Source organism: Clostridium tertium, assembly GCF_902652255.1.
Taxonomy (GTDB): domain Bacteria; phylum Bacillota; class Clostridia; order Clostridiales; family Clostridiaceae; genus Clostridium; species Clostridium tertium_A.
Genome location: NZ_CACRTO010000047.1, coordinates 34,565 through 51,869, shown reverse-complemented (window position 1 = coordinate 51,869; position 17,305 = coordinate 34,565). Strand labels below are relative to the sequence as shown.

Sequence of the window (17,305 nt, the reverse complement as noted above, 5' to 3'; positions counted from 1 at the left end):
CTATGACACTTGTTGAAGTAATGATATCTTTGTTTATCCATCTTATTATTTTAACTATAGCTTCTAATACAATAAAGGCTGCCTATAATAATTACAATAAACTAATAGAGAACATAAAATACAACAATGCCTTTGATGATGCACTTTTAAACTTAGATAGATTATTGAAAACAGATATGATTACGTCTATTGATGTAGTAGATAATGCTATTAGTGATGAAATAATAATAAAATATAAGATAAATCATTTTCAAGAAAGTACTATTGAAAAAAAGATTATGTTAAGAGGCGATAATATAGTAATTATTACTAATGGTTATTTAGGTAATGGTGTAAATGTACTTATGAGAAAAGTATCAAATTTTGAAGTCTATAAAAAAGAAAATATAAACTATTTAAAAATAACCGATGTAAAAGGTGAAGAAAGAATAATATGCATATAAAAGTAATGAAAAAGAAAAAGGGATTTTCCTTAGTAGAAACAATAATTATATTTATGCTGATAATTGTAATATCAAACATATCTTTAAAGTTTATTTTAAACAATTATTTAAGATCACAGCAATACTATACATATTCAGATGTAAAGTCTTTAAGTATTGATGATGAAGCTTATTTAGACATATTGAATGTAAAAGTAAAAAATAATTCTGAAGTATTAAATGATATACAGAATCTGAATAAAGAAATAAAGGAAATTGATTCAAGTCTTAAAAAATATGCCTTAGAAAAGGTAAATAATAAATATTACATTACAAAAACTAAAAATAGTTCAAAAATATATATAGGTTTAGATGAAAATAGAGATAAGGAATATCTTTTTTCTCCATCAACTTATAAAACTCAGTATATTTATGGAGGAAGCTAATGGTTAGCAATATTGGAATATATAAAGATAATTATATTTATAAAGGGAATGAGTATAAGAAAAATAACTGTAAAGAACTAGTAGATAAGCTTTTGAACAAAAGAAATATAGTATTTTTATCACAGATATTATTAATTAAAAAATATAGTTTGAATTCTAATAAAGTAAAGATAGAAGATTTTATCGAAAAGAAGATTGATGAAGATTTTTCTGATATAGAAAATTTTTTGTTTAATTATGAGTATAACAAAAAAGATAGGATTGTCTATTTGTATTCCATTAGAAATAATAATGTAGGGCTACTATGTAATAATACTAAAGAATTAACTGTAGATTCTATTCAGTTTTACATTAAAAATAAAGTAATAAGAAAAAATAAAAACTTAAAAAACTCTATTATAGTATTTAAGATTAACAGTATATTTCATATGATTTTATTGAAAGAAGGATATATAGAAAACTCTATAATAGTTACGAATAAAGAGGAAATCTATGAAAATATTAAGTTACTAAATGATGTGAATATATTAATAATAGATAATACAGTAAATGAAGAGTTGTCTTTAGGATTAAGCGAAAGCTTTAAAGTATATAGCATTAATTTAGTCGAGGGTATATATGAGAAGATATATAAAAAATAAAGATTTTATTCCAAGAGAATATATAAATGAAAAGAAAAATAAGGAAAGATATAGAAATAGTGCGTATATTTTACTATTATTAATTATTAATTTTATAGCTTTACCAAAATCAATAGAAACTTTAAGAGATAATCTAAATAAAAATCAGTCAGTAGAGGTTATAAGTACTAATATAGAAGTTAAAGATCAAAAAAAAGATGATATATTGAAGTTTATCGATTATTTAAATGATGACATCATATCGCTTAGTTTTAGTAATGGATCTGCTTCTATAGAAGTGAAAAATAAAGAAATAATATATTACTTAGAAGAGGATAGTAATTTTAAAATTAATTCTATTAAAAAAATTAGTGAAGAATCATATATAGTTGAGGGTAGTATATGAAAAAAAGAGAACTTATATATTCAGTAATTTTATTTTTTACAGTTATTCAATGTATTCTATTATTTAATAATAGAAAATTAACAGAAATAAATAAAAATGAAACTTTAGAAACTAGTATAACAGAAGTGAAAAATGCAAAATATATTAAAGAAATAGAGAATGAATTTAACCTAATTAAAAATATAGAAATATTAAACTATAGCAAGGAAGATAATAAATGGAGAATTAAAGCAGAAGTTTCTGGTAAGAAAGATGAGATTCAGTATGCCTTAAATAGCTTATCTAGCTATAATGTTGAAAATTATAATTTGAAATATAGTAATGAAAAAATATTTCTCGAATTGGATTTAGTAAACAAGTAAATATAGATAATATAAATTAGGATAAGTTTATATAAAGAATTGCATTTATTTGTGAATTTTGATAAAATATTTTTGTTATATCATAATCAATGTTAAGATTATGACTATTTAGGTGAATAAATGTTATCCTAAATATGGAATAAAGTTTTTGGAGGGATATTTAATGATATCAGCAGGAGATTTAAGAAAAGGTACTACATTCGAGTATGAAGGACAAGTTTTTACAGTAATAGACTTCTTACATGTTAAACCTGGAAAAGGAGCAGCATTCGTAAGAACTAAGTTAAGAAACGTAATTTCTGGTGGTGTTACTGATACTACTTTTAACCCAACTACTAAATTACAAGAAGCTGTAATAGAAAGAAAAGAAATGCAATACCTTTATTCAGATGGAGAATTATACTACTTCATGGATCAAGAAACTTTTGAACAAATTCCACTAAATTATGAGAAAGTTGAAGATGCTATTAAGTTTATTAAAGAAAATATGTTTGCCGTAATTAAGTTTTATAAGGGTGAAGCTTTCTCAGTTGAAGCTCCTAACTTTGTTGAATTATTAATTACTCAAGCTGATCCAGGAATAAAAGGAAACACAGCTACTAATGCTATGAAGCCTGCTACATTAGAAACAGGAGCAGTTGTAAATGTTCCTATGTTTGTTAATGAAGGAGATGTAATCAGAGTAGATACTAGAACTGGAGAGTACATGGAAAGAGTATAATCTTACATAATAAGATTAATTCTTAATGTTTAAAGAGTGGAAGTATTAATGCTTCCACTTATTTTATATTAAAGAACATAGTTTTAACATAGATTGATTTTATTTAATTTAATTATTAAGGTATAATTAGATAAAATAGTTCTATTTTAAGGATGTGAAGAAATGAAAGATATAAAAAATAAAATTGAATTATTAAGAAAAGAAGTTTCTAATATTGAAGACAACAAGAATAAGGAAGTTTTTAACAGTATTCTATCTTTAATAAACATACTATCCGAAGAAGTAAGTAATCTATCTGATAGACAAGATTCTTTAGAAGAAAATGTTAAGTATATTGATGAAGATATTATTGGTTTACAAGATGAACTTTTTGAAGAAGTATCTATTGAAGATTTAATGGAAATTGAAGAAGAGTATGTAGAAATTAAATGTAAAAACTGCAATAAACCTTTATTTGTAGAAGGATCTACTATAAGCAATAGCAATAGTATACCGTGTCCTTTCTGTAATAAAAATGCCATTGAGAAATAGGAGTTAAAATTAAGAATTAACAATTTTTATGTAGCAATTAGATTGAAATTGCTGAAATGATTTTTTGAGTTGTAATTGTCAGATAAGATCTGTCGGTTACAGCTCCTTTTCATTTCAAAAATAATATTAAAGATTGCTTAATAAAGCTTTGAATAATATAGTCTAATTTACTTTGAAGAGATTTAATGTAGAGTTGACTAATATTATTTGAAGCTTTTTTATTTAAATTAAAATTAAATATTTTACATATTTAAATAAATGTATGAATATTATTTGATAGATAGAAATAATCTTAAATATAACTATAGAAAAGGAAGTGATAAAGTTTGAAAAATCAGGAGGAAGTATTAAAGTTACTACCTTTAAATTTAGTAGATGAACTAAAGGATACTTTTTTAAATAACTTAGCAGTTCAAGAGATAAGGATAAAAGCAAATAAACCGGTTATAGTAAACCTATCTGATAAGGAAATAATATTAAGATTTATTCCTAGTATAGATGATTTAAAACAAATATTAGTGAGGATTTCTAATTATTCTTTATATGCATATGAAGAGGAAATTAGGCAAGGTTATATCACAATTAAGGGCGGACATAGAATAGGTATTGCTGGTGAATGTGTGTTAAATAAAGGTGAAGTAAGGACTATTAGAAATATATCTTCATTAAATATAAGGATTTGCCATGAAGTAAAAGGATGCTCTAATGAAGTAATGAGATATATTACTAAAAATAATAGTATTTTAAATACTTTAATTGTATCACCACCTAAATGTGGGAAGACAACAATTCTAAGGGATATAGCTAGAAATATATCTAATGGAATGGCTATTAACAACTTAAAGGGAAAGAAAGTTTCTATAATAGATGAGAGAAGTGAGATAGCTTCTTGTTTTAATGGGGTACCCCAATTAGATATAGGGATGAGAACAGATATATTAGACAATTGTTTTAAGAAAGATGGAATGATAATGGCTATAAGAAGTTTATCACCTGAAATAATAATATGTGATGAAATTGGAACATATGGTGAGATAGAAGCATTAAATATGGCTTTTAATTCAGGAGTAAATATTATTGTAACTATTCATGGATATAGCATTGATGATGTATATAAAAGGGCTGTATTTAAAGATTTACTTGAAAATTCTATCTTAGATAGAATAATAGTATTAAGCAACAGAAGAGGTCCAGGTACTATAGAAAATATTTATTCAGTAGAAGGAAGTGGTGATGTAAAATGCTTAAAATAATAGCCGTAATTATTATATTCTTTTGTAGTAGTTTCATTGGATATTATTATGGAGAAACCTTTAAAAAGAGAAGTAAACAACTTAAAGAAATATTAAAGGCACTTCTTTTCTTAAATAATGAAGTGATTTATGCAAATACTCCATTGCCTGAAGCCTTAAGCTATATATCTCAAAAAGTCGAAGATCCTATTAAATTAACATTAAATAATGTATCTTCTAGACTTAACAATAATGAAGTAGAGAGTGTTTACTCTGCATTTGAAAATGAGTATAGAAATAATAGACAGCAGTATTTCTTAAAGGATGAGGATAAGGCTATTATAAAGGATTTCTTTAAGGGACTAGGAGAAACAGGAGTATATGGTCAAGATAAGATTTTTAACTTAACTATAGAGAATTTAAAAATAAATTGTAATATAGCTGAAGAGCTATCAAAGAAGAATTCAAAAATGTACAGGGTTATAGGTATGTGTGTAGGAGCAATGATATCAATTTTTTTCATTTAATTAGGAGGGGAATAAATGCTAGACATAAGTATATTATTTAAGATTGGGGCTATGGGTGTTTTACTAATTGTAATTGACAAGGTTTTAAAGGCAAGTGGCAAAGATGATATAGCAGTGATAACTAATATAGCAGGAATTGTAATTATATTAATCACAGTTATTGGGCTAATAACTGATTTATTTAATTCTGTAAGAACTATGTTTATGTTTTAGGTGATGATATGGAAATAATTAAAATTGTATCTTTTGCCTTAGTTGCCTTATTTTTATTTCTTATGCTGAAGGATAGAAGACATGATGTAGCTATTCTTGTATCATTGGCAGCTGGTATTCTTTTATTTTTATTTATTACGTCAAGTATTAGTGATGTTTTAAACTTTATAAAAGATATATCAAATAAGGCAAATGTAGATATTGTATATATTGGTTTAGTCATAAAGATACTTGCTATATCATATTTAGCAACTTTTTGTAGTGAGATATGTAAAGATGCAGGGGCTAGTAGTATAGCAAGTAAGGTTGAATTTTCAGCTAAAATATTAATATTAACCTTAGCGATACCTATCTTAATGGCTGTTCTTCAATCTATATTACAAATATTATAGGAGGAGATATGTTAAAGAGGGGACAAGGTAGTAAATTAATTTGCATCTTCATTTTTACCTGTATAATTTTTATTAATATAGGATTTAAAGAAGTTTTAGCTATTGAAGGTGGAAATAATAGTGAAAATAGTCAAGGTTTAAATGATGAAAGTTTTATTCAAGATGAACAAACTACTAATAAGCTAAATAATTTATACAATTATATAAATAATATTAAGTCTGATACAGAGATAATGAACGACTTAGATCCAGTTCAATACATTAAAGAATATATAAAAAATGGTGAAAGTAGTATATCTGTAAAAGAAATAAGTAATGCATTAATAAGTTTTATGTTTAAAGAAGTAAAAACTGTACTTGCTTTATCAATAAGTATAATAGTAATAGCAATTATATGTTCACTTCTTAAAAATTTACAATCAGCTTTCTCAAATGAAAGTATATCAAATGTTGCTTTTTTTGCTTGCTATTCCATACTGATAATTATTTTGTCAAAAAGCTTTATTGTTTCTATTTCAATAGCTGTTGATATAATTAAGAGCTTATCGGACTTTATGGGAGCTATAATGCCTGTATTGGTAATGATGCTTGGCACTATAGGAGGATTTACACAAGCAGCAACGATGGATCCTATTATTTTAGGAGCAACAATTTTTGTGCCTAGAATATATATGAGTATAATTATTCCATTAATATTAATTAATTTCGTATTAGAATTTACAAATAATATTTCAACAGAACATAAAATTAGTAACTTATGCAAATTAACAAAACAAATAACTATATGGCTTCAAGGAATAATTTTAACCCTATTTATTGGATTACTTACAGTAAGAGGAATAACCTCATCGACTATAGATGTAGTTACTTTAAAGACTGCTAAATTTGCAATAGATAATTTTATACCTATAGTAGGGAAAGCCTTTTCCGATGCTATTTCTTCTGTTGCTGGTTATTCATTAATTATTAAAAATGCAATTAGTTCTATAGGGTTATTAGTGATTGTTTTGATGATGTTATATCCAGTAATAAAGCTTTTATTAATTTCCTTTGTTTATAAGTTAACAGCAGCTGTAATTGAACCTATTAGTGATAAAAGGATAACAAGTTCTATAGCATCTGCGGGAGATTCATTAGTACTTATTATGTCATGTGTACTTTCAGTAAGTCTAATGTTTTTTGTACTATTAGCAATTATGGCATCTGCAGGAAAGTTTGTAGTAGGAGGTTGATAATCATTGGAAGAAATAAAAGGTTTTGTTATAACCCTAGTTACTATGCTTATATTAATATCTGCAATAGAATTGATTTCTCCTGATAATGGTATGAAAAAATATATTAGATTTGTACTTGGAAGTATTTTAATAGCTGTTATGATTTCTCCATTAATAAAATTAATAGGAAAAGGAGAAGAAGAGCTTACAAGTACAATAAATAACTATATTTCAATGCCAAAAGAAGATGTAAGTGTTTCTAGTACTTTTGAAAGTAATAAAGATAATAGAAATAAGGTTGTAATGAAAAATATAGAAGATAATTTAAATAGACTATTAAAGGAAAAATATAGTGATTCTGAATTTAAGGTTAAAATTCAAGGTGAAGTAGATATGGATAATATAGAATACTCCATTTATAAGATTGATGTTGGTGTAAAAGATAAAGGAATACTTAAGGTAGAGCAGATAATAATTAATGAAGAAGAAAGCACAGAGGTTTCTTCAAATAGTGAAAATGTTAAAAATAAGAAAGAAATAATTGAATATTTAAAAGAAACACTTAAAATTTCTGAAGATAAGATACTGGTATATAGATTAAATTAATGGGAGTGAGAAAATGGGTAATGGTGATCTTAAAAAAGATATAGCTAAAATAGTTAATGATAAAAAATTCTTAAATATTGTAGTTATAGTTTTAATTTTAGCTTTTGTATTACTAGCTATTAGTTTTTTAACTAATACAAGAAAGAAGCAATCAGCTGAAGATACAAGTACTAAGGTAAGCAGTAATGCTAGTAATGAACTAGAGAAAAAAGCAGAGTCAACAATCAATAGCTATGAAGAAAATGAAAAAGATGAACTTAAGAAACTACTTTCTAATATAGATAATGTTGGTGAAGTAGATGTAATGATTTATTTCAAAAGTGGAGATGTAAAAGTACCTGCGACAGAAAAAACTACACAAGAAACTATTACAGAAGAAACAGATAGTCAAGGCGGAAAAAGAACTAATGAAACACAGAATGGAGGAAGTAAAGTAGTAATGGCTGGTGATGGCTCTAAAAATGAACCATATATTCTTCAAGTTAATAAACCTGAAATTACAGGGGTATTAATAGTTGCAGATGGTGCTAGTAGTGCTAAGGTTAAGTATGATATACAAGTTGCAGTATCTAGTCTTTATGGAATATCTATAGATAAAGTGAATGTATATCCAATGAAAAGCTAGCATATAATAAAATGTAAAATAGATGGAGGGAAGATTTTATGACAAAAAAACAATTTGGAATTATTTTTACACTTATGGCTCTTATAGTTTGTGTAGGGGTTATAGCAGCAAGAATAAATAAGACTGGACTAAATGATCCAACAGATTTCAGTCAAGTAATTTCTCAGCAAGGAACTGAAGAAGAAAAGGATAAAGATAAGGACAAGGATAAGGAAACTTTAGGTAGCCAAGATTATTTCTTTGGATTAAGAAGTGAAAAAGATCAAAAGGATGCAATCACTATACAAAATTTAGATGCATTAATTGGAGATGAAAAAACTTCACAAGAAGCAAAAGATCTTGCAACTAATGAAAGATTAGAAAAGACAATGTCAATGGACAAAGAAGGAAGAATAGAAGTAAGTGTTAAAAATAAGGGCTATGAAGATGTATTATGTTCAATAGAAGGTAATAATGTAAGAATAGTAGTAAAAGCAGAAGAACTTACAGATTCAGATACAGCTTCAATCCAAGAAATTGCTGAAAATATATCAGGAATAAGTGACGTAATAATAGAATCTAAAAAATAAATACATTGTAATATAAACTTTGCTTTGTTATAATTAACATATGAAAGAGTTTCGGTTTTGAAACACTTAGGAGGTATTAGTATGAATAATATGAACTATGATGAAAACTTAGGAATTGTTAAAATTTCTGATGAAGTTGTTAGTGTTATAGCTGGAATCGCAGCAGAAGAAATAAATGGTGTAGAAGATTTACAGCACCTAGTTGGTAGCAACATATCACAATTATTAAAAGGTAAGAAAAACCTAGGAAAAAACGTAAGAGTAACACTAAATGAAGATTATGCTATAATTGATTTAAACTTAGCAGTTGAATATGGTGTTAAGATACCTGAAGTTGTAGGAGCAGTTCAAGAAAATGTTAAGAGAACGGTTGAAACTATGACGGGATTAAAAGTTTCTTCAGTTAATATAAATGTTCAAAGCATTTTTGTACCGAAAACTGAGAAAGAAGACAGAAAAGAAAATTAATTTAACCCTCTGATTTTTCAGAGGGTATTTTCTTGTACTTTAAATAAATTTGTTGTAGTATATTTATGATTAGAAAGTTTTAAAAGGTTAATAATTAATAATACTATTATTAACAACACTTAGGAGGATATAATGAATAGAAAAAAATCTAGAGAAATAGCAATGGAATTATTATTTGGAATGACATTAAGTAAAAACACATTAGAAGAAACTATTTCTACATTTAAAGAAGACTATGAAATGAAGTTAAGCACTATAGATTTAGAATATATAAATGAAATATTATCTAAAGTAGAAGAAAATAAAGCTGTAATAGACAAGAAAATTGAAGGAGCCTTAACTAATTGGAAGTTTGAAAGAATATCAAAGGTTAATCTTTCAATATTAAGATTATCAATTGCAGAAATGTTATACTTAGATGATGTACCAGGAAGCGTTGCAATTAACGAAGCAATAGAAATTACTAAGAAATATTCAGATGAAAAGAGTGTTTCTTTTATTAATGCAGTATTAGATAAAGTACTTAAAAGTTTATAGTAAAGATAATGGGGGCGATTTTATGGGAATGATTATAGATGGGAAAAAAGTAGCCTTAGAGGTTAAAGAAGAAATAAGAAATTTTGTAAATATGAGAAAAAACAATGGACTTAGAGTTCCAAGTATAGTTTCAATTCTAGTTGGTAATGATGGTGGTTCAGTATTTTACATTAACAATCAAGAAAAGATAGCAACTTCACTTGGGGTAGATTTTAAAAAGTTATTATTAGAAGAAAATATTTCAGAAGATCATTTAATTAATGAAATAGAAAGATTAAACAATGATGATAATGTAGATGGAATAATCCTTCAATTACCTTTGCCAAAGGGAATGAATGAAAAGAAAGTAATTAACACTATATCATCTTATAAAGATATTGATTGTTTAACATATGAAAACCAAGGTAAGCTATACTGTGGTGAAAAAGTATTTTTACCTTGTACTCCTAATTCAGTAGTAACCTTATTAGATAAGTACGAAATTAAACTAGAAGGTAAGAATGTAGTGGTAATTGGTAGAAGTAATATTGTAGGTAAGCCAGTTGCTCAACTACTATTAAATAAGAATGCTACAGTAACTATTTGTCACTCTAGAACTAAGAATCTTCAAGAGATATGCAAAAATGCAGATGTAATAGTAGTGGCTATAGGAAGAGCAAATTATTTAAATGAAGACTTTGTTAATGAAAATTCTATAGTTATAGATGTAGGAACATCATCATTAAATGGAAAAATTACTGGAGATGTAAACTTTGAAAGAGTTTCTGACAAAGTGAAAATGATAACACCAGTACCAGGTGGTGTTGGAGCGTTAACTACAACATTACTTATTAAAAATTCTTGTGAGGCGTTAGAAAATAATGAAAATTAAAGCTTTAACCGTTAGTGAAGTTAATAATTATATAAAAAAGATATTAGATAATGACTTCATTTTAAGTAACCTTGTTATAAAAGGTGAAATATCTAACTTAAAGTATCATAGTAGTGGACATATTTATTTTTCTTTAAAAGATACAACAAGTAAGATAAACTGTGTGATGTTTAAGGGAAATGCTTATTCTTTAGATTTTAAATTAGAGGATGGTATGCAAGTTGTTGCTAGAGCTAGATGTTCTATTTATCAAGGTACTGGATCTCTTCAATTATATATAGATAGCTTACAAAAAGAGGGTTTAGGTGAACTTCATATTAAGTTTGAAGAATTAAAGAAGAAGCTCGAAAAAGAAGGGTACTTTGACTTAATTAATAAAAAGCCTATACCTAGGTTCCCAAATAGAATAGGTGTTGTAACTTCAGAAACTGGAGCTGTTATTAGGGATATAATTAATGTAACTAAAAGAAGAAATTCGCTAGTTGACATTGTGCTATATCCTGCAGTAGTTCAAGGAGAGGGAGCTTATAATACAATAATTGAAGGAATAAAGTATTTTAATAAAGAAAAAAATGTTGATACTATAATTATAGGTAGAGGTGGAGGTTCTTTAGAAGAACTTTGGAACTTTAATGAAGAGAAACTTGCAAAAGAGATATTTAATTCTAAGCTACCTATAATATCAGCAGTTGGTCATGAAGTAGATTATACTATTTCTGATTTTGTTAGCGATTTTAGAGCAGCTACACCTTCTCAAGCAGCAGAAGTAGCTGTACCACTTGAAAGCGATATTAGAAATTATGTTAAAGATAGCTTTGATAAAATAAATAATATAGTCAATAGTGAAATAGATTATCAAAGGGAAAAGTTATTAAATATCAAAAGAATTTTAAATTTAAATAGTCCTGAAGTTTTAATATCTAATTCCTTTTTAGAAATTGATAGAACTCATGAAAAAATGAAAAAAATAGTTAGTAATAGAATAGAGAGAGAAAAGCTTAAAATTAAGGCATTAAATGATTTATTGGAAGCTCACAATCCTTTAAATGTATTAAAAAAAGGATATACAATTGTAGAGGATGACAGAGGAAATATTATTTCATCAAAAGAAAGTGTTAACGAAAATGATGAAATTCAAATAATGTTTAAAGATGGTAAGGTAAAAGCTAAAATTACTAATAATATTTAAATAATATATGCTTTCAATTATGATATTTTAGTTTATGAGTTTTTCTTATTTTAATTTATAGAACTTACATTGATTTAATATATTTATTGAAACATATATATAAAGGGAGTAGATTATTTATGGCTAAAAAAGAAAGTTATGAAGATATGTTAATTAGTATTCAGGAAACATTAGATAAAATGGAAAAAAACGAGTTACCTCTTGAAGAGTTAATGAAGGAATACGAAAGTGGAATAAAATTAATTAATAAATTATATAAGACACTGAATTCTTTAGAAGGAAAAATCACTGTAATTAAAGAAAATATGGAAGTGGAGCTAAAGAATGAGTAATAAAGTTAAATTATATAGAGATTATATTAATGAATATTTAAATTTGTATTTTAATGACAAAGGAAGTTATAATAAGATTATATATGATTCAGCAAGTTATAGTTTAATAATAGGTGGTAAGAGAGTTAGACCATTATTATTTTTATTAACTTCAGAGTTATATAATAATAGTTATAAAGATGTAATAGAAATGGCAGCAGCAATAGAAATGATTCACACTTATTCTCTAATTCATGATGATTTGCCATGTATGGATGATGATGATTTAAGAAGAGGTATGCCAACTAATCATAAAAAATTTGGAGAAAATATAGCTGTTTTGGCTGGAGATACTTTATTAAATGAAGCAATGAGCTTACTTATGAAGTTTTCTTTAAATAATGGTGAAAGAGCTTTACTTGCTTCAAGGGAAATTGCTGAAGCAGCAGGACCTGAAGGTATGATTGGTGGTCAAATTGTAGATATAATAAATGAAGATAAAGCAATATCTAAAGAAGAGCTTTTATATATGCATAGTAAAAAAACAGGTGAATTAATTAGGGTTTCAATAGTAGCAGCAGCAATTTTTGCTAATGCTCCTAAGGAAGATATTGAAATTCTAAATAATTTTGGATTAAAGCTTGGATTAGCTTTCCAAATAAAGGATGATATTTTAGATGTTGTTGGTGACGTAGAAAAATTAGGCAAAAACATAAATTGTGATGAGAATAAGAATAAGTCAAACTTCATTTCTCTTTTTGGATTAGAATATTGTGAAAGAGAATGTGTTAATTTGACCAATGAATGTATAGAGTTGTTAGACAGCCTTTCTGTAGAAGCTTTAGAATTAAAGGAATTAACTATAGATTTATTAAATAGGGAATTTTAACAGAAAGAAAGGTTTAAGTATGGGTAGAATATTAGATAATATTACCTCTCCTTTAGGAGTAAAAGATTTAACAAACGTTGAATTAGAAGTATTAGCATCAGAGGTAAGAGAATTCTTAATTGAGAGTGTATCAAAAACTGGTGGACATTTAGCTTCTAATCTAGGAGTTGTAGAACTAACTATAAGCTTGTTTAAAAGTTTTGACTTAGATAAAGACAAAATAATATGGGATGTTGGACATCAATGTTATATTCATAAAATCTTAACTGGAAGAAAAGACAAATTTGTAAGCTTAAGAAAATATAATGGCTTAAGTGGATTCCCAAAGAGATGTGAAAGTAAGTATGATGCCTTCGATACTGGGCATAGTAGTACTTCTATATCTGCAGCCCTAGGTATGGCTAGAGCAAGAGATATACGAAAGGAAAAAAATGAAGTCATTGCTGTAATAGGTGATGGAGCCTTAACAGGTGGAATGGCTTTAGAAGCTTTAAATGACGTAGGAGATAAAAAGACTAAAGTTATAATTATTTTGAATGATAATCAAATGTCCATAGCTAATAATGTTGGGGGATTATCAACACATTTAAATAAGCTAAGGATGGAGCCTAGATATAATAAGTTAAAATCAAATATAAATGAAACTTTAAAAACATCAAAAGCAGGTGAAAAGCTTGCTGATTATATTTCAAGATTTAAAGATAGTGTTAAGCAATTTGTAGTTCCTTCAATGTTATTTGAAGATATGGGATTGAAATATATAGGTCCTATTGATGGACATAATATAGAGACAATGAACGAAGTGTTAGAAAAGGCGAAAGAAATAGATGGGCCTGTTATTATACACGTAGTTACAAGTAAAGGAAAAGGATATGAGCTTGCAGAGAAGAATCCTAATAAATACCATGGAGTAAGTCCTTTTGACTTAGAAAGTGGAGAATCCAATACATCAAGCAAGATGAATTATTCAAAAGCCTTTGGAAATGCTATGATTGAAATAGCTAAGGAAGATGAAAGAGTTGTTGCTATAACAGCAGCAATGCCAGATGGAACAGGACTTAAAGAGTTTGCAAGTATTTATAAAGATAGATTCTTTGATGTTGGAATAGCTGAGCAACATGCAACTACATTTGCAGCAGGTTTAGCAGCTGCTAATATGAAGCCTGTTTTTGCTGTATATTCAACATTTTTACAAAGAGCTTTTGACCAAGTTATACATGATGTATGTATTCAAAATATGCCAGTAGTATTTGCTATTGATAGAGCAGGATTAGTAGGAGATGATGGGGAAACTCATCAAGGAATATTTGATATATCATATTTATCACAAATTCCAAATATGACTATACTTGCACCGAAGCATACAGATGAAGTAAAGCCAATGCTAGAATTTGCATTAAAACAAAATGGACCAGTTGCTCTAAGATACCCTAGAGGTGGAGATAGCTATAATGATATTACTCCTTTAAAGGAAATAAATTATGGCAAGTGGGAAAAGATAAATTCAGGTGAAAAAATAACTATAATAGCTACAGGTAAAATGTTACAACATACTTTATTAGCTAAGGAAATTCTTCTAAAAGAAGGAATTAATCCAACTATAATAAATGCTACATTTATTAAACCATTAGACATAGAAATGTTAAAGGAAATTGCATCGAGTGATAATGCTGTAGTTACTATTGAAGATAATGTTACAAATGGTGGTTTTGGTAGCTATGTTTTAATGAATCTTTATGAAAATGGATTTAAAAATAAATTTAAGGCTATGGGGTATATAAATAAGTTTGTTCATCAAGGTGATGTTAACTTATTATATAAAGAAAATAATTTAGATCCTGAAGGGATAGCAAGAGCTATTATAGAACTGAATAAATAAAGGAGATAAAGATGTCTGGGAAAAAAGAAAGACTTGATATACTATTAGTTGAAAAAGGAATATTTACATCAAGAGAAAGAGCTAAGACTAGTATTATGGCTGGGAAAATTTTTGTTGATGGGCAAAGAGTTGATAAAGCCGGAGAAAAAGTTTCTATAGATGCAGATATAATTTTTAAAGGTCAGGAAATTCCTTATGTAAGCAGAGGTGGATTAAAGCTTGAAAAGGCAATAAAGGAATTTGGGCTATCTTTAGAAGATAAGGTGTGCATGGATATAGGAGCATCTACAGGTGGATTTACAGATTGTATGTTACAAAATCATGCTACGAAGGTATTTTCAATAGATGTAGGATATGGACAATTTGCTTGGAAACTAAGGACAGATCCAAGAGTAGTATGTATGGAAAGAACTAATATAAGATATGTTACTACTGAAGACATTGGAGAGAAAGTTGACTTTGCATCTATTGATGTTTCCTTTATTTCTTTAAAGAAAATAATGCCTGCTACACTAAATCTTTTAAAGGATGATGGAGAAGTAGTTGCTCTAATTAAGCCTCAATTTGAAGCTGGAAGAGAAAAAGTAGGTAAAAAAGGCGTAGTTAGAGATATTGCTGTTCATAAAGAAGTAGTTACAGATATAGTAGATGCTTTAATAAAAGAAAACTTAAATATACTTGCTGTAAGCTACTCGCCAATAAAGGGACCTGAAGGAAATATCGAATACTTAGTTTATTTTAGTAAAGATAAAAATAAAGAATCTAATTTCGATATTAGTGATATAGATACAATAGTAGAGCAATCTCACAATTTATTGTAGAAATAGCTTTCATACAATTAAAATTATCAATAATGCAAATATAATTCTATTAAAGTAATTTGCATAAAATATATCTACAAATTTTAATTATTAATTGTTAATTGAGCTAAGAGTTTGCGAAGATAAAGTATAGGGGGCATGATTATGAGAAGCGTTGCCATTGCAATTAACTTGGCTAAAGATAAAAATAGTAAAAATGCTATTAAGGTAAAAGAAAAGCTTATAGAATATTTTGGAAATATAGAAATATTAATGCTAGATAGTTATAACATTATGAATTATGAGTTTAAACATTTATTAGATCTTATTATAGTTCTTGGTGGGGACGGAACTATATTAAGTGTAGCCAGAGGAATTAATGGAAAACTAGATGTTCCAATTTTAGGTATTAACATAGGGAATTTGGGGTTTTTATCTAGTATAGAACTTTCAGATATTGATTTAGCTTTTAAGAAACTAAAAGCTTCAGAGTATAGTATTCAAGAGAGAATTCTATTAACATCTAATATTCCAAAGGAGATTAATAAAGGTCAATCATTAGCATTAAATGATATAGTTATATCTAGAGGAAGCTTATCACGAATGATAAGATTTCAAATTTTCATTGATGGTAAGAGATATTATAATTTTAAGGGTGATGGCTTAATAGTAGCTACTCCTACAGGATCAACTGCATATTCTTTTTCTGCTGGAGGTCCTTTTGTTTATCCTACTGTAGACGCAATTACCTTAACACCTATATGTGCTCATACTACTGGAATTCAGCCAATAGTATTAAACAGCAACTCTAATATAGAAGTTAAGGTAGAAAACAATGAAGAAGAATTTAATATAATTTTTGATGGTCAAAAAGCAATAAGATATGTCAATGAAGCAACTATATGCATTAAAAAAGCAGAAGAACATGCAAACATTATTTTATTTGATGACTATGATTATTTTAAGGTCTTAAGGGCAAAAATTATAAATAATTGGAAAGATTGTGAAGGTGATTAATTTGAAATCAAAAAGACATACAAAGATACTAGAAATTATAAGTGAAAAGGATGTAGAGACTCAAGAAGATTTAGCTGATGAATTAAAAAGAGCCGGTTTTGATGTGACCCAAGCAACCGTTTCTAGAGACATTAAGATTTTAAAGTTAATAAAGATGCAAGGGGCATCAGGTAACTATAAATATGTAGCTTCATCTAAAGAATCTAAAGACATAAATGATAAGCTATCTAGTATATTAGCTAATGCTGCAGTTTCTGTAGAAAATGTAGATAATTTTGTTGTAGTAAAAACTTTAACAGGATCTGCATCAGCTGCTGCAGAAGCAATTGATACTTTATTTGATACTGAAGTTGCAGGAACTATTGCAGGAGATAATACTATATTTATTTTAGCTAGAAGCTTAGATAAGGCAGAAGAGCTTGTTGATAAAGTAAGAAAAATGATTTTATAAATAAGGT

The 17,305-nt window shown here is 27.2% G+C and carries 25 protein-coding genes; all 25 read left to right on the top strand.

What is annotated here, in order from left to right:
* The first annotated feature begins 2 nt into the window (after positions 1-2).
* Positions 3-443 (top strand): prepilin-type cleavage/methylation domain-containing protein, encoded by a 441-nt coding sequence (locus tag GPX08_RS15040; RefSeq protein WP_156627643.1) that lies wholly within the window; start codon positions 3-5, stop codon positions 441-443.
* Positions 434-868, top strand: coding sequence for a hypothetical protein (locus tag GPX08_RS15035; protein WP_156627642.1), 435 nt, complete (start codon positions 434-436; stop codon positions 866-868). Before GPX08_RS15040 ends, GPX08_RS15035 begins: the two co-directional genes overlap by 10 nt.
* Complete coding sequence (locus GPX08_RS15030; RefSeq protein WP_156627641.1) at positions 868-1,509, top strand: hypothetical protein; 642 nt, start codon at positions 868-870, stop codon at positions 1,507-1,509. The genes GPX08_RS15035 and GPX08_RS15030 overlap by 1 nt, the downstream gene beginning before the upstream one ends.
* Entirely contained in the window at positions 1,487-1,894 is a 408-nt protein-coding gene (locus tag GPX08_RS15025) for a hypothetical protein (protein WP_156627640.1), read from the top strand. Before GPX08_RS15030 ends, GPX08_RS15025 begins: the two co-directional genes overlap by 23 nt.
* Positions 1,891-2,256 (top strand): hypothetical protein, encoded by a 366-nt coding sequence (locus tag GPX08_RS15020; protein ID WP_156627639.1) that lies wholly within the window; start codon positions 1,891-1,893, stop codon positions 2,254-2,256. Before GPX08_RS15025 ends, GPX08_RS15020 begins: the two co-directional genes overlap by 4 nt.
* Before the next feature lie 163 nt (positions 2,257-2,419).
* Positions 2,420-2,977 carry an elongation factor P gene (efp, locus tag GPX08_RS15015; protein WP_156627638.1) on the top strand — a complete coding sequence of 186 codons (558 nt, stop codon included), beginning with the start codon at positions 2,420-2,422 and terminating at the stop codon, positions 2,975-2,977.
* Between the two features lie 162 nt (positions 2,978-3,139).
* On the top strand, positions 3,140-3,508 hold the full coding sequence (locus GPX08_RS15010; protein ID WP_156627637.1) for a hypothetical protein: 369 nt from the start codon (positions 3,140-3,142) through the stop codon (positions 3,506-3,508).
* Positions 3,509-3,834: 326 nt separating this feature from the next.
* Positions 3,835-4,761, top strand: a complete 927-nt coding sequence (gene spoIIIAA / locus GPX08_RS15005; RefSeq protein WP_156627636.1) for a stage III sporulation protein AA — start codon at positions 3,835-3,837, stop codon at positions 4,759-4,761.
* The gene (locus GPX08_RS15000; RefSeq protein WP_156627635.1) at positions 4,749-5,267 is read left to right on the top strand and encodes a stage III sporulation protein SpoAB; all 519 of its coding nucleotides are present in this window, start codon (positions 4,749-4,751) and stop codon (positions 5,265-5,267) included. Before spoIIIAA ends, GPX08_RS15000 begins: the two co-directional genes overlap by 13 nt.
* A 15-nt stretch (positions 5,268-5,282) precedes the next feature.
* Entirely contained in the window at positions 5,283-5,480 is a 198-nt protein-coding gene (gene spoIIIAC, locus GPX08_RS14995) for a stage III sporulation protein AC (RefSeq protein WP_156627634.1), read from the top strand.
* 8 nt (positions 5,481-5,488) lie between these two features.
* On the top strand, positions 5,489-5,872 hold the full coding sequence (spoIIIAD, locus tag GPX08_RS14990; RefSeq protein ID WP_156627633.1) for a stage III sporulation protein AD: 384 nt from the start codon (positions 5,489-5,491) through the stop codon (positions 5,870-5,872).
* 8 nt (positions 5,873-5,880) lie between these two features.
* Positions 5,881-7,104, top strand: coding sequence for a stage III sporulation protein AE (gene spoIIIAE, locus GPX08_RS14985; RefSeq protein ID WP_156627632.1), 1,224 nt, complete (start codon positions 5,881-5,883; stop codon positions 7,102-7,104).
* A 6-nt stretch (positions 7,105-7,110) separates the two neighbouring features.
* Positions 7,111-7,692: a stage III sporulation protein AF gene (gene spoIIIAF, locus GPX08_RS14980; RefSeq protein WP_156627631.1), complete on the top strand. Its 582-nt coding sequence runs from the start codon at positions 7,111-7,113 to the stop codon at positions 7,690-7,692.
* Positions 7,693-7,705: 13 nt separating this feature from the next.
* Positions 7,706-8,317 carry a stage III sporulation protein AG gene (spoIIIAG, locus tag GPX08_RS14975; protein WP_156627630.1) on the top strand — a complete coding sequence of 204 codons (612 nt, stop codon included), beginning with the start codon at positions 7,706-7,708 and terminating at the stop codon, positions 8,315-8,317.
* 38 nt (positions 8,318-8,355) lie between these two features.
* On the top strand, positions 8,356-8,886 hold the full coding sequence (locus GPX08_RS14970; RefSeq protein WP_156627629.1) for a SpoIIIAH-like family protein: 531 nt from the start codon (positions 8,356-8,358) through the stop codon (positions 8,884-8,886).
* A gap of 81 nt (positions 8,887-8,967) precedes the next feature.
* Positions 8,968-9,354 (top strand): Asp23/Gls24 family envelope stress response protein, encoded by a 387-nt coding sequence (locus GPX08_RS14965; RefSeq protein ID WP_156627628.1) that lies wholly within the window; start codon positions 8,968-8,970, stop codon positions 9,352-9,354.
* A gap of 132 nt (positions 9,355-9,486) precedes the next feature.
* A complete protein-coding gene (gene nusB, locus GPX08_RS14960; protein WP_156627627.1) occupies positions 9,487-9,891 on the top strand; it encodes a transcription antitermination factor NusB in 405 nt (134 codons plus the stop codon).
* A 22-nt stretch (positions 9,892-9,913) separates the two neighbouring features.
* Positions 9,914-10,762 carry a bifunctional methylenetetrahydrofolate dehydrogenase/methenyltetrahydrofolate cyclohydrolase gene (locus GPX08_RS14955; RefSeq protein WP_156627626.1) on the top strand — a complete coding sequence of 283 codons (849 nt, stop codon included), beginning with the start codon at positions 9,914-9,916 and terminating at the stop codon, positions 10,760-10,762.
* Complete coding sequence (locus GPX08_RS14950) at positions 10,752-11,951, top strand: exodeoxyribonuclease VII large subunit (protein WP_156627625.1); 1,200 nt, start codon at positions 10,752-10,754, stop codon at positions 11,949-11,951. Before GPX08_RS14955 ends, GPX08_RS14950 begins: the two co-directional genes overlap by 11 nt.
* Before the next feature lie 119 nt (positions 11,952-12,070).
* Complete coding sequence (gene xseB / locus GPX08_RS14945) at positions 12,071-12,283, top strand: exodeoxyribonuclease VII small subunit (RefSeq protein WP_156627624.1); 213 nt, start codon at positions 12,071-12,073, stop codon at positions 12,281-12,283.
* Entirely contained in the window at positions 12,276-13,151 is an 876-nt protein-coding gene (locus GPX08_RS14940) for a polyprenyl synthetase family protein (protein WP_156627623.1), read from the top strand. The genes xseB and GPX08_RS14940 overlap by 8 nt, the downstream gene beginning before the upstream one ends.
* Positions 13,152-13,170: 19 nt before the next feature.
* A complete protein-coding gene (gene dxs, locus GPX08_RS14935) occupies positions 13,171-15,030 on the top strand; it encodes a 1-deoxy-D-xylulose-5-phosphate synthase (protein ID WP_156627622.1) in 1,860 nt (619 codons plus the stop codon).
* A gap of 11 nt (positions 15,031-15,041) precedes the next feature.
* The gene (locus GPX08_RS14930) at positions 15,042-15,851 is read left to right on the top strand and encodes a TlyA family rRNA (cytidine-2'-O)-methyltransferase (protein WP_156627621.1); all 810 of its coding nucleotides are present in this window, start codon (positions 15,042-15,044) and stop codon (positions 15,849-15,851) included.
* 144 nt (positions 15,852-15,995) lie between these two features.
* Positions 15,996-16,847, top strand: a complete 852-nt coding sequence (locus GPX08_RS14925; RefSeq protein ID WP_156627620.1) for an NAD(+) kinase — start codon at positions 15,996-15,998, stop codon at positions 16,845-16,847.
* A gap of 1 nt (position 16,848) precedes the next feature.
* Entirely contained in the window at positions 16,849-17,298 is a 450-nt protein-coding gene (locus GPX08_RS14920) for an arginine repressor (RefSeq protein ID WP_156627619.1), read from the top strand.
* Positions 17,299-17,305: the final 7 nt, after the last annotated feature.

What these genes read in the sequence shown, in the direction of transcription:
- GPX08_RS15040 (WP_156627643.1), top strand. Translation starts at nt 3, where the DNA reads ATGACACTTGTTGAAGTAATGATATCTTTGTTTATCCATCTTATTATT.
- GPX08_RS15035 (WP_156627642.1), top strand. Translation starts at nt 434, where the DNA reads ATGCATATAAAAGTAATGAAAAAGAAAAAGGGATTTTCCTTAGTAGAA.
- GPX08_RS15030 (WP_156627641.1), top strand. Translation starts at nt 868, where the DNA reads ATGGTTAGCAATATTGGAATATATAAAGATAATTATATTTATAAAGGG.
- GPX08_RS15025 (WP_156627640.1), top strand. Translation starts at nt 1,487, where the DNA reads ATGAGAAGATATATAAAAAATAAAGATTTTATTCCAAGAGAATATATA.
- GPX08_RS15020 (WP_156627639.1), top strand. Translation starts at nt 1,891, where the DNA reads ATGAAAAAAAGAGAACTTATATATTCAGTAATTTTATTTTTTACAGTT.
- efp (WP_156627638.1), top strand. Translation starts at nt 2,420, where the DNA reads ATGATATCAGCAGGAGATTTAAGAAAAGGTACTACATTCGAGTATGAA.
- GPX08_RS15010 (WP_156627637.1), top strand. Translation starts at nt 3,140, where the DNA reads ATGAAAGATATAAAAAATAAAATTGAATTATTAAGAAAAGAAGTTTCT.
- GPX08_RS15000 (WP_156627635.1), top strand. Translation starts at nt 4,749, where the DNA reads ATGCTTAAAATAATAGCCGTAATTATTATATTCTTTTGTAGTAGTTTC.
- spoIIIAC (WP_156627634.1), top strand. Translation starts at nt 5,283, where the DNA reads ATGCTAGACATAAGTATATTATTTAAGATTGGGGCTATGGGTGTTTTA.
- spoIIIAD (WP_156627633.1), top strand. Translation starts at nt 5,489, where the DNA reads ATGGAAATAATTAAAATTGTATCTTTTGCCTTAGTTGCCTTATTTTTA.
- spoIIIAE (WP_156627632.1), top strand. Translation starts at nt 5,881, where the DNA reads ATGTTAAAGAGGGGACAAGGTAGTAAATTAATTTGCATCTTCATTTTT.
- spoIIIAG (WP_156627630.1), top strand. Translation starts at nt 7,706, where the DNA reads ATGGGTAATGGTGATCTTAAAAAAGATATAGCTAAAATAGTTAATGAT.
- GPX08_RS14970 (WP_156627629.1), top strand. Translation starts at nt 8,356, where the DNA reads ATGACAAAAAAACAATTTGGAATTATTTTTACACTTATGGCTCTTATA.
- GPX08_RS14965 (WP_156627628.1), top strand. Translation starts at nt 8,968, where the DNA reads ATGAATAATATGAACTATGATGAAAACTTAGGAATTGTTAAAATTTCT.
- nusB (WP_156627627.1), top strand. Translation starts at nt 9,487, where the DNA reads ATGAATAGAAAAAAATCTAGAGAAATAGCAATGGAATTATTATTTGGA.
- GPX08_RS14955 (WP_156627626.1), top strand. Translation starts at nt 9,914, where the DNA reads ATGGGAATGATTATAGATGGGAAAAAAGTAGCCTTAGAGGTTAAAGAA.
- GPX08_RS14950 (WP_156627625.1), top strand. Translation starts at nt 10,752, where the DNA reads ATGAAAATTAAAGCTTTAACCGTTAGTGAAGTTAATAATTATATAAAA.
- xseB (WP_156627624.1), top strand. Translation starts at nt 12,071, where the DNA reads ATGGCTAAAAAAGAAAGTTATGAAGATATGTTAATTAGTATTCAGGAA.
- GPX08_RS14940 (WP_156627623.1), top strand. Translation starts at nt 12,276, where the DNA reads ATGAGTAATAAAGTTAAATTATATAGAGATTATATTAATGAATATTTA.
- dxs (WP_156627622.1), top strand. Translation starts at nt 13,171, where the DNA reads ATGGGTAGAATATTAGATAATATTACCTCTCCTTTAGGAGTAAAAGAT.
- GPX08_RS14930 (WP_156627621.1), top strand. Translation starts at nt 15,042, where the DNA reads ATGTCTGGGAAAAAAGAAAGACTTGATATACTATTAGTTGAAAAAGGA.
- GPX08_RS14925 (WP_156627620.1), top strand. Translation starts at nt 15,996, where the DNA reads ATGAGAAGCGTTGCCATTGCAATTAACTTGGCTAAAGATAAAAATAGT.